This window comes from Pseudomonas mandelii (assembly GCF_024138395.1).
In the GTDB taxonomy this organism is placed as follows: Bacteria; Pseudomonadota; Gammaproteobacteria; order Pseudomonadales; family Pseudomonadaceae; genus Aquipseudomonas; species Aquipseudomonas mandelii_E.
Genome location: NZ_JAMYDU010000019.1, coordinates 22346 through 33404, shown reverse-complemented (window position 1 = coordinate 33404; position 11059 = coordinate 22346). Strand labels below are relative to the sequence as shown.

Here is an 11059-nt window from a genome sequence, read left to right as displayed (position 1 = left end):
GCGGCAGCTCCTACGCTGATCTAAAGCGTGCTGCAGCCTGCTTGCCAAGTTCGGTCAAGCGATACCGTTGAGCCGGACTATTGGGCGACCCGGGGTTTGTCATCTCAATCAAATCGGCGGCTAACGCCGGTTTGAGATAGTTAGCTCGAAACGTTGCCTTGTGTGCCAATCCGACCTCTGTCATCAGCTCACTTATCTTCAGCGGACCGCTTCCATCGAGAGCCCGAAGCAATTTTGCTACTTGGTCGGTTACTGGGTCGGTTACTGGGTCGGTTACTGGCTCGCTCCTGGCCGCCTCCTGAAGTGCAAGGCTCAGCGCTTGCAGCATGAACTCGACAAAAGGTGTTGATTCAGCCAATTGGTCGGCTGCCGATAATACTGCGTAATATTCGTCCTGCTGCTCTCGAATGACTGCTTCGACCGGCAGATAAGCCAGCACCGGTCGCCATTGACTGAGTATCAAAGTCTGCCAAAGGCGACCCATACGCCCATTACCGTCGGCGAAAGGATGGATGAACTCAAACTCGTAGTGAAAAACACAGCTAGTGATCAACGGATGCCAGTCCGAAGCTGCGAGCCATGCCAACAAATCGTCGATCAAAACTGCAACGCGACTGGGCGGCGGCGCCATATGAACCAATTTCTCGCCACGGTAGATGCCCACCCCGGCTCGACGAAGCTGCCCACAGTCGTCAATCAAACCCCGCATCAGCAACTCATGCGCCTGGAGCAGGTCGGCCCGGCTGCTCGGCTGCCACTGCGGCATCGATTCATAGGCTGTAAAAGCGTTACGTACTTCCTGGATTTCTCGTGGCAGGCCAAGCACTCGCTGCCCTGCCAGAACGGCCGTCACCTGCTCAATGCTCAGGGTGTTGTTCTCGATCGCCAAAGAAGCCTGAATCGTACGAATTCGATTGCTACGGCGCAGTTGAGGCGTCTGCCGACGATCATCCATCGCCGAAAGCTGACCAATCTGTTCACTGATCTCGGCGATCAACGCCAATATTCTTGTGGTCAGGGTCAAGGGTGGTTGATAACGGCTCATATCCTTATCCAGGCTCGCAACTGAGTCCGACATAATGCCCGATCGCGGCCACATTTATTTAAACCTCGTGGCCATTTTCGACCTTTGACGGGAATCGAAAAGATCATCCCCCAACCAGCTCCTATGCTCGCAGATCGGTTTCGGCCTTGCCGTCATTGAACTGCAACGCCGCCAGCCGTGCGTACAACGCATTACTCGCAATCAACTCTTGATGCGTCCCTACCGCCACCAGTTTCCCCTGGTCCATCACCGCGATCCTGTCGGCGTTTTTCACCGTGGCCAGTCGGTGGGCGATGACCAGTGTGGTGCGATTTTTCATCAGGCTGGGCAGGGCCTGCTGGATCAAGTGCTCGCTCTGGGCGTCGAGGGCGCTGGTGGCTTCGTCCAGCAGCAGGATCGGCGCGTCCACCAGCAGCGCTCGGGCGATGGCGAGGCGCTGGCGTTGCCCGCCGGACAAACCGAGACCAGCATCGCCCAGGTGAGTCTGGTAGCCGTGGGGCATTTGCTCGATGAAGTCGTGGGCATAGGCGATTTTCGCGGCTTCCTGGACTTGGGCCAACGTCGCCGTCGGCTGACCGTAGCGAATGTTCTCTTCAATGCTGCCGAAGAACAGCGTCGGGGTTTGCGAGACGAGGGCGAAGCAGCGACGCAAGTCCAGAGGATCGAGTTGAGTCAGCGGCACACCGTCCAGCAGGATGCGTCCTTCGATGGGGTCGTAAAAGCGCAACAGCAGGTCATACACAGTCGATTTGCCGGCACCGGACGGCCCGACCAATGCAAGGGTTTCGCCGGCATTGATCGTCAGATTCAGGCCATCGACGGCATAGCTTTGCGGACGCGACGGGTAGGAAAAGCGCACATCTTGCAGCACCAGATCGCCCTTCACCCGTTCAGGCAAAGTCACTAGGCCCTGGGTCGGTGGCTGGATGATGTTTTCCGACCGCAGTAACTCGGCAATCCGCTCCGCCGCCCCCGCCGCTCGCTGCAGTTCGCCGATCACTTCACTCAACGTGCCGAAGGCACCGCCGACGATCAGGCTGTAAAAGACAAACGCTGCCAGTTCACCCGCGGAAATCCGCCCGGCGATGACGTCCATGCCGCCGACCCAGAGCATCACTCCGACCGCGCCCAGCACCAGCAGGATCACCAGGGTAATCAACCAGGCGCGCTGGAAAATACGCTTGCGGGCGGTGTTGAAAGCCTCTTCCACGGTCGTGGCAAATCGCTGCTCGTCCTGAACCTGATGGTTGTAGGCCTGCACGGTTTTGATCTGGCTCAGGGTTTCGGAGACATAGCTGCCGATATCGGCAATCCGGTCCTGGCTCAGACGCGACAGGGTGCGCACCCGACGACCAAAAATCAGGATCGGCGCGACCACCAGCGGCAACGCGACCACCACGATGCTGGTGAGTTTGGGGTTGGTGATAAACAGCAAGACAATCCCGCCGATCACCATCAGCCCGTTACGCAGGAACAGCGACAGCGATGAGCCGATCACCGATTGCAGCAGCGTAGTGTCGGCGGTCAGCCGCGACTGGATCTCGGAGCTGCGGTTGTCTTCATAGAACCCCGGATGCAGGTAGACCAGATGGTTGAACACCCGACGGCGGATGTCGGCGACAACGCGCTCGCCGATCCATGACACCAGGTAAAACCGTGCAAAGGTGCCAATTGCCAGACCGACCACCAGCAGCATGAACACGCCGATGGATCGGTTGAGCAACTGCGGCGACTGGGTCATGAAACCCTCGTCCACCAGCAGTCGAATACCCTGCCCCATGGACAAAGTGATGCCGGCAGTGACGATCAACGCCAGCAAGGCACCCAAAGCCGGCCAGCGATAAGGCGCGAGGAAACGGCTGGCCAGACGAATGGCGCGGCGGTGACGGGAAGAGAGCATGAAGATCATCCGATGGCGCAACCAATGGCTTAGACCCGGCCAAGCCTACACCGTCAATGAGATTGAACGCTGTAAATCATAATGAGTCAGGTTAATTATGACCGCCAACACTAGTGGCTAGAGATTATTGGTCTAAAGTCCGGGTGGAAACGTCCGGGTATTTCTGATGGACTGAGGATACCGACCTGAAAGATCGCAGGGAGTTGTCATAGCCCGGTCACTTGGCGGTTCTACAGTAAGCACACAACCTGATGAGGAGACAGGCCATGTCCTTGCAAAACAGCAGCGATGACAAGATTCCAGTGATCCGCACGCAACCAGACCAGTCTCTGGGTTGCTCGATTATTGATAAGGATGGGCACGAAGTACCGATCACTGAAAACATGATCCAGGACGCTTGCCGCGAACTGGAGAAGCGATTGGTCAAGCCTGCCGAAGAAGAGTGATATAGCCACCGTCTTCTTGACCCGGCTCTTTTAGCCGGGTTTTTTATGGGTGCCTTTTGAGGGTGCTGCGCACTCCTATCGCGGGCAAGCCACGCTCCCACAGGATTACCGTGATTTCAACATTGACGCATGATCTGTGGGAGCGTGGCTTGCCCGCGATAAAGCCAACGCGGTACTCAGACAGCCAAAGCCCCCAACGCCGCCACGATTCGCTGCAACACCGGCGAATCCCCCTCGATCCGCACCTTCAACCCATCGATCTCACGCCGCAGCGGGTATTGTTTGCGCAGCGCATCGAACGCCGCACGCTGCTCGCTCACATTCCCTACAAGGCTGCGTCGGAAATCCGCATCGTCACGGCGTGGGTCGTACACGCCACGGCACAACATCGCCAGCGCCCAGGCCGGATCGCTGTTAGCGTTCAGCGTCACTGCCGACAACCACGGCGCTGGCAGCAAATCGCTCAGGTGAACCTGTTCCGGTTGCCCGAGGAACTCGCAAAACGCCTGATAGATTTGCGCCGTACCGCGCTGTTTGCCGTCGAGGCTGTAACCGGCAATGTGCGGCGTCGCCAGCACACACAACTCGGCCAGCGCCACATCGACCTCGGGCTCAGCCTCCCAGACATCCAGCACCGCTTGCAGGTCTTCACGCTGCAACAGCACCTGGCGCAGGGCGACGTTGTCGATGACCGGGCCACGGCTGGCGTTGATCAGCCAGGTGCCAGGCTTGAGTTGGTTCAAGCGGTTTTTATCGAACAGATGCCAGGTTGACTGTGGGCCCTGCTTGTTCAACGGAGTGTGCAGACTGATGACGTCACATTGCTCGATGATCTGCTCGAGGCTGACGTAATTGCCGCCTTCAGCGGCTTGCCGTGGGAGATCGCAGACCAGCACGTTCCAGCCCAGACCTTGTAGAACCTTGACCAACCGCCCGCCCACTTCGCCAGCACCGACCACACCGTAGGTGCGTTGAGTCAGGTCGGCACCTTCAATTTCGGCCAGGGTCAACAGGCTGCCCAGCACGTAATCGACCACACCCCGGGCATTGCAGCCTGGCGCGCTGGACCAGGTGATGTCGGCCTGTTGAAAGTAATCCAGATCCAGGTGGTCGGTGCCGATGGTGCACGTGCCGACGAAGCGCACCTTGCTGCCTTCGAGCAATTGGCGGTTGACGTTGGTCACCGAACGCACCAGCAGCACATCGGCCTGCTCGACAGTGGCGCGGTCGATGGCACGTCCCGGCACCCGGCGGATTTCACCGAAACCTGCGAAGAAGGCATCGAGCAGCGGGATATTTTCGTCGGCAACAATCAGCATGGCAGGCTCCTTTGGCGGATCGGCAGTTTAGGCGGAGTTGACCGTGATGGGCCAGCAGGCATTACGCACCCTCTGTAGCAGCTGGCGTAGCCTGCGTTCGGCTGCGTAGCAGACGCGAGACCTGAGCCCGAGGTCTTGCTGAAGCACCGCAGGGTCTGTTTTTACGACTGCTGCGCAGCCGAACGCAGGCTGCGCCAGCTGCTACAAGGTTGCGTCGCCGTAGGGGATATCACAATGATCGGAAACTGATTACAAATCCCTAACACAGGACTTTTCCTGACCACTGCGTCAAGGCGTAGAATGCGCCGCCTTGCGCATCAAAATCTTTTGGACGTTTCGCCTTGAATTCCGTGACTGACCGCCCCGCCGCTATTTCCCTCAACCCCCCGGCCCGGGTTCGCCTGGAGCTGAAAAACCTGCTCGGCCTGGCGTTGCCGATCATGATCGCGCAACTGGCGACCACTGCCATGGGCTTCGTTGATGCGGTGATGGCCGGACGTGTCGGGCCTCGAGATCTGGCGGCCGTCGCGCTGGGCAACTCGATCTGGGTGCCGGTGTTTCTGCTGATGACCGGCACGCTGCTGGCTACTACCCCGAAAGTCGCCCAGCGTTTCGGCGCCGGCACGCACAGCGAGATTGGTCCGATCGTGCGTCAGGCGTTGTGGCTGGCGCTGGTGGTGGGTTTGATGGCGACCGGCATGCTGTTCAGCGCCGAACCGATCCTGCACATCATGAAAGTCGATCCCGAATTGATCGGCCCGTGCATGCAGTATCTGCACGGCATCGCCAGCGGCTTGCCTGCCGTCGCGCTCTATCATGTGCTGCGCTGCTTCAGTGATGGCCTGGGTCGCACCCGCCCGGCCATGGTCCTTGGCCTGTGTGGGCTGGCGCTGAATATTCCACTCAATTACATCTTCATCTATGGCCACTTTGGTGTGCCGGCCATGGGTGGCGTCGGCTGCGGCTGGGCCACGGCGATCGTGATGTGGGTGATGGCGTTGGGCATGGCCGGCTGGGAGCGCTGGGCGCCGGCCTATCAGTCGAGTCAGTTGTTCAGCCGTTTCGACTGGCCACAGTGGTCGGTGATCAAGCGTTTGCTGGGCATCGGCCTGCCGATCGGCATTGCGGTGTTCGCCGAGTCGAGCATCTTCGCCGTGATCGCCCTGCTGATTGGCAGCCTCGGCGCCACCGTGGTCGCCGGGCACCAGATCGCGCTGAACTTCAGCTCGCTGGTGTTCATGATCCCCTACTCCCTCGGCATGGCCGTGACCGTGCGAGTCGGCCAGGCACTCGGCCGAGAGGAACCACGCGAAGCCCGCTTCGCCGCCGGTGTCGGCATGGCCACCGCCCTGGCGTATGCGTGCCTGTCGGCGAGCATGATGCTGTTGCTGCGTGAACCCATCGCTGCGATTTACACCGCCGACCCGACGGTGATTCAGGTGGCCGCGATGCTGATCGTGTATTCGGCGCTGTTCCAGTTTTCCGATGCGATCCAGGTGACGGCGGCGGGCGCACTGCGCGGCTATCAGGACACGCGAGTGACGATGATCCTGACGCTGTTCGCGTACTGGGGGATTGGTTTACCGGTGGGTTACGCCTTGGGCCTGACCGACTGGTTCGGCGCGCCGAGTGGCCCGAGCGGGCTGTGGCAGGGTTTGATCGTCGGCCTGAGTTGCGCGGCACTGATGCTGTCGATCCGCCTGACGCGCAGTGCACGCAAGCGGATCCGCATCAGTCGTTCGGCGGGTTAAGCGAGTTTTTTGCGGATCCAGTACAGGTAGGTGCCTGCCTCTTCATGCTGCGCGACCAGTTCGTGATCGAGAAACACGCAAAACTTGGGGATGTCGCGACGGGTCGACGGGTCGGTGGCGATTACCTTCAGCAGGCCGCCAGGCACCAGGTCACGGATGTGCTGGTGCAGCATCATCACCGGTTCCGGGCAATTGAGGCCGGTGGCGTCGAGGGTGCCGTCTACCGGCGTATCGATCATTTCACTCATGATTTACTCCTGAAACTTGCCGGCATTGTCGCGCATTGCCGGGTGTTCGGTCATCTGTGGCGTTACACCTCACCTGTGGGAGCGGGCTTGCCCGCGATGAGGGCGGAACATTCAACATTTGTGCTGACTAATCAATCGCCAATCGCGGGCAAGCCCGCTCCCACAGGTTTTTGTGTACTCAGCGGGACTTGGGTTTCTTCACGTCCAATCGGCGCAAATGGCAGGTCACTTCCTCGCGATCGTGATACAGCTGCTTGCAGCCGATCTCGACCCGAATGCCCCGCGCCTTGAACCCGTCGGCGATGCGCTCCAGCAAACGCTTCACTTCGGCATAACGCTGTTTCATCGGCAGCTTGAGGTTGACCACCGCTTCCCGGCAATGCCCCTCGCCAATCCATTCTTCCAGCATCGCCGCATTGCGCGCCGGTTTCTCGACGATGTCGCAAACCATCCAGTCCACCGGTTGCTTGGGCTTGAAGGTGAAACCGTCGGCCATCAAGTGCTGCACCAAACCGGTCTCCATCAGGCTTTCGGCCATCGGGCCGTTGTCGATGGCGGTCACCAGCATGCCGCGGTTGACCAGTTGCCAGGTCCAGCCGCCAGGTGCGGCGCCAAGATCGACGCCAGTCATGTCGCTGTGCAGGCGCTCGTCCCACTGATCCCGGGGGATGAAATGGTGCCAGGCCTCTTCCAGCTTGAGGGTCGAACGGCTCGGCGCTTCACGCGGGAATTTCAGGCGTGGAATACCCATCGGCCACATCGCCGAATTGTTCGATTCCGCCAGGCCCATGAACACTTCGCGACCGCTCTTGAAGGTCAGCAGCAGCCGTGGCTTGTGGGCGTCTTCCACCAGTTTGCCGGCCGCCATCAGCGCCTTGCGCAGGTGGCCTTCGAATTTCTTGCAAAAGTTCGACAGCTCTTTACCATCGTTGGTGTCGACCATTTCCAGCCACAGGCTGCCGCACAGCGGGAAGTCCGCCATGTGCGCGAGGATTACGCTGATGCGGTCGGTTTCCGGCAGATCGATGAAGATCCCGCGAGCCCATTGGCGAGGAAAGATCAGATCGGCGAAACGCTGACCACGCATCAAACGCTCGGCGCCGTCTTCTTCGGTGCAGATGAATTCGGCGCAGGCGCTGGCGGTTTTGGCCTTGGCATAACCGGCCACGTTCAGCCGCGCGGCATGTTCGGAAATCTCGGAACAGACTTCGCCTTCGAAGCCCGGCCGGCAATGCATAAAGAGGGTGTTCATTTTTACTCCTGGGCAGTTGGCGAAGAATTCAGCCACTGCGCGATGCCCAGACTTGCGTTGAAGCAAAGCCTGTCACGAAAACCGGCGCATGATAGCCGAGTTCGGAACCTTGGACTTCTCCATAGAGTCCAGTAATTAGCCTTAAGCATCAAACAGGACTAGGTTTAAGCCTCAGTTCGTTCCCTCAGTCCGTAGCCGTGCGGATTTAAAGGAGTCATTTCAATGCCGTCCCTCGATAGCCTGAAAACCCTTAAAACCTTACAAGTCGACGACAAGACCTATCACTATTTCAGCCTGCCCGAAGCCGCCAAAAGCCTGGGCGATCTCGACAAGTTGCCGATGTCGTTGAAAGTGCTGCTGGAAAACCTGCTGCGCTGGGAAGACGAGAAAACCGTTACCGGCGCCGACCTCAAAGCGATTGCCGCCTGGCTCAAGGAGCGTCGCTCCGATCGCGAAATCCAGTACCGCCCGGCGCGGGTATTGATGCAGGACTTTACCGGCGTCCCCGCCGTGGTCGACCTGGCTGCCATGCGCGCCGCCATGGCCAAGGCCGGCGGCGACCCGCAGCGAATCAATCCGCTGTCGCCGGTGGACCTGGTGATCGACCACTCAGTGATGGTCGACAAGTACGCCAGCTCAAGCGCCTTCGAACAGAACGTAGACATCGAAATGCAGCGCAACCACGAGCGTTACGCCTTCCTGCGCTGGGGCCAGAGCGCCTTCGACAATTTCTGTGTGGTGCCACCGGGCACCGGCATCTGCCATCAGGTCAACCTCGAGTACCTGGGCCGCACGGTCTGGACCAAAGACGAGGACGGGCGCACCTATGCCTTCCCCGACACGCTGGTCGGCACCGATTCCCACACCACCATGATCAACGGCCTCGGCGTACTTGGCTGGGGCGTCGGCGGGATCGAAGCGGAAGCGGCGATGCTCGGCCAGCCGGTGTCGATGCTGATTCCGGAAGTGATCGGTTTCAAACTCACCGGCAAGCTCAGGGAAGGCATCACCGCCACCGATTTGGTGCTGACGGTAACCCAGATGCTGCGCAAGAAAGGTGTGGTCGGCAAATTCGTCGAGTTCTATGGCGACGGCCTCGCCGACCTGCCGCTGGCCGACCGCGCGACCATCGCCAACATGGCCCCGGAATACGGCGCCACCTGCGGCTTCTTCCCGGTGGACGAGGTGACACTGGAGTACTTGCGTCTGTCTGGCCGCACACCGGAAACCGTGAAACTGGTGGAGGCCTACAGCAAGACCCAGGGCCTGTGGCGCCTGCCCGGCAAGGAGCCGGAGTTCACCGACAGTCTGGCCCTGGACATGGGCAGCGTCGAGGCCAGTCTCGCCGGGCCGAAACGCCCTCAGGACCGCGTCTCGCTGCCGAATGTCGCGCAAGCGTTCACTGACTTTCTCGGCCTGCAATTCAAACCCTCCAGCAAGGAAGAAGGTCGCCTGGAAAGTGAGGGTGGCGGTGGCGTCGCGGTGGGCAACGCCGATCTGATCGGCGAAACGGATTACGATCACGAAGGCCGCACCTATCGGTTGAAAAATGGCGCGGTGGTGATTGCCGCAATCACCTCTTGCACCAACACCTCCAACCCCAGCGTGATGATGGCGGCGGGTCTGGTGGCGAAAAAGGCCGTGGAGAAAGGCCTGAAGCGCAAACCGTGGGTCAAGAGCTCGCTGGCACCCGGCTCGAAAGTGGTCACCGACTACTACAAGGCAGCGGGCCTGACCCAATACCTTGATGAACTCGGTTTTGCGCTAGTCGGTTATGGCTGCACCACCTGCATCGGCAACTCGGGACCGTTGCCGGAGCCGATCGAAAAAGCCATTCAGAAAGCCGACCTCACCGTCGCCTCGGTGCTCTCGGGCAACCGCAACTTTGAAGGTCGCGTGCATCCGCTGGTGAAAACCAACTGGCTGGCCTCCCCGCCCCTGGTCGTCGCCTACGCGTTGGCCGGGACGGTGCGCATCGACATCAGCAGCGAGCCATTGGGCCACGACAAGGATGGCCACCCGGTTTATCTGCGAGACATTTGGCCGAGCACCCAGGAAATCGCCGACGCGGTCACTCAGGTGAACACCGCGATGTTCCACAAGGAATACGCCGAAGTGTTTGCCGGCGATGAGCAGTGGCAGGCGATCGAAGTGCCGCAGGCGGCGACTTATGTCTGGAACAACGATTCGACGTATATCCAGCATCCGCCATTCTTCGATGACATCGGCGGCCCTGCGCCGGTGGTCAAGGATGTCGAAGGGGCGAAAGTTCTCGCGCTGCTTGGTGATTCGGTGACCACCGACCACATCTCCCCGGCCGGCAACATCAAGGCGGACAGCCCTGCCGGCCATTACCTGCGCGAGCAAGGGGTGGAACCGCGGGACTTCAACTCCTACGGCTCCCGTCGCGGCAACCATCAAGTGATGATGCGCGGCACCTTCGCCAATATCCGGATTCGCAACGAGATGCTCGGCGGCGAAGAAGGCGGCAACACGATTTATATTCCGACCGGGGAGAAGCTGCCGATCTACGACGCGGCCATGCGTTACCAGGCATCGGGCACGCCGCTGGTGGTGATCGCCGGGCAAGAATACGGCACCGGTTCGAGTCGCGACTGGGCGGCCAAGGGCACCAATCTGCTGGGCGTGAAAGCCGTCATCGCCGAGAGCTTCGAGCGGATTCACCGTTCCAACCTGGTGGGCATGGGCGTATTGCCGTTGCAGTTCAAGCTGGATCAGAACCGCAAGAGCCTGAACCTCACCGGCAAGGAAACCCTAGACATCCTTGGCCTGACGGGCGTCGAACTGACTCCTCGGATGAACCTGACGCTGGTTGTCACCCGTGAAGATGGCAGCAATGAAAAGATCGAGGTGTTGTGCCGCATCGATACCCTCAATGAGGTGGAGTACTTCAAGGCCGGGGGGATTTTGCATTACGTATTGCGGCAATTGATTGCCTCGTAACAGCTTGCTGACAACGACACCGCCTTCGGGCGGTGTTTTTGTTCGGGCCGCAAAAGTCTATGTCGTTTTGCGACGCGTTACTGATTAATGAAAAAAACATTTCAATAAATGCCTGACATTGCCGACAACCTTTC

The 11059-nt window shown here is 59.8% G+C and carries 8 protein-coding genes; 3 read left to right on the top strand and 5 right to left on the bottom strand.

Features of this window, described 5'->3' with window-relative positions:
* Positions 1–10 precede the first annotated feature (10 nt).
* Complete coding sequence (locus NHU87_RS22125; RefSeq protein ID WP_253552519.1) at positions 11–1045, bottom strand: Fic family protein; 1035 nt, start codon at positions 1043–1045, stop codon at positions 11–13.
* 121 nt (positions 1046–1166) lie between these two features.
* Positions 1167–2945, bottom strand: coding sequence for an ABC transporter transmembrane domain-containing protein (locus NHU87_RS22120; RefSeq protein WP_437180849.1), 1779 nt, complete (start codon positions 2943–2945; stop codon positions 1167–1169).
* Positions 2946–3211: 266 nt separating this feature from the next.
* Between NHU87_RS22120 and NHU87_RS22115 the strand changes: the two genes are divergently transcribed.
* Positions 3212–3391, top strand: a complete 180-nt coding sequence (locus tag NHU87_RS22115; protein ID WP_253552515.1) for a PA1571 family protein — start codon at positions 3212–3214, stop codon at positions 3389–3391.
* A gap of 176 nt (positions 3392–3567) precedes the next feature.
* On the opposite strand, the gene pdxB is transcribed toward NHU87_RS22115, so the two are convergent.
* Positions 3568–4710, bottom strand: coding sequence for a 4-phosphoerythronate dehydrogenase PdxB (gene pdxB, locus NHU87_RS22110; RefSeq protein WP_253552513.1), 1143 nt, complete (start codon positions 4708–4710; stop codon positions 3568–3570).
* A 341-nt stretch (positions 4711–5051) separates the two neighbouring features.
* Here pdxB and NHU87_RS22105 point away from each other — a divergent pair, with 341 nt between their 5' ends.
* On the top strand, positions 5052–6461 hold the full coding sequence (locus NHU87_RS22105) for an MATE family efflux transporter (protein ID WP_253552511.1): 1410 nt from the start codon (positions 5052–5054) through the stop codon (positions 6459–6461).
* Here NHU87_RS22105 and tusA read toward each other — a convergent pair.
* Positions 6458–6709, bottom strand: a complete 252-nt coding sequence (gene tusA, locus NHU87_RS22100; RefSeq protein ID WP_007907805.1) for a sulfurtransferase TusA — start codon at positions 6707–6709, stop codon at positions 6458–6460. The two genes, NHU87_RS22105 and tusA, sit on opposite strands and share 4 nt — an antisense overlap.
* 178 nt (positions 6710–6887) lie before the next feature.
* On the bottom strand, positions 6888–7961 hold the full coding sequence (gene rlmM, locus NHU87_RS22095) for a 23S rRNA (cytidine(2498)-2'-O)-methyltransferase RlmM (RefSeq protein ID WP_253552509.1): 1074 nt from the start codon (positions 7959–7961) through the stop codon (positions 6888–6890).
* A gap of 222 nt (positions 7962–8183) precedes the next feature.
* On the opposite strand from rlmM, the gene acnA reads away from it, so the two are divergent.
* The gene (gene acnA, locus NHU87_RS22090; RefSeq protein WP_253552507.1) at positions 8184–10925 is read left to right on the top strand and encodes an aconitate hydratase AcnA; all 2742 of its coding nucleotides are present in this window, start codon (positions 8184–8186) and stop codon (positions 10923–10925) included.
* Positions 10926–11059 lie beyond the last annotated feature (134 nt).

Bases quoted from the DNA above. Each gene is read 5' to 3' on its own strand.
- NHU87_RS22125 (WP_253552519.1), bottom strand. From the start codon at position 1,045: ATGAGCCGTTATCAACCACCCTTGACCCTGACCACAAGAATATTGGCG.
- NHU87_RS22120 (WP_437180849.1), bottom strand. From the start codon at position 2,945: ATGCTCTCTTCCCGTCACCGCCGCGCCATTCGTCTGGCCAGCCGTTTC.
- NHU87_RS22115 (WP_253552515.1), top strand. From the start codon at position 3,212: ATGTCCTTGCAAAACAGCAGCGATGACAAGATTCCAGTGATCCGCACG.
- pdxB (WP_253552513.1), bottom strand. From the start codon at position 4,710: ATGCTGATTGTTGCCGACGAAAATATCCCGCTGCTCGATGCCTTCTTC.
- tusA (WP_007907805.1), bottom strand. From the start codon at position 6,709: ATGAGTGAAATGATCGATACGCCGGTAGACGGCACCCTCGACGCCACC.
- rlmM (WP_253552509.1), bottom strand. From the start codon at position 7,961: ATGAACACCCTCTTTATGCATTGCCGGCCGGGCTTCGAAGGCGAAGTC.
- acnA (WP_253552507.1), top strand. From the start codon at position 8,184: ATGCCGTCCCTCGATAGCCTGAAAACCCTTAAAACCTTACAAGTCGAC.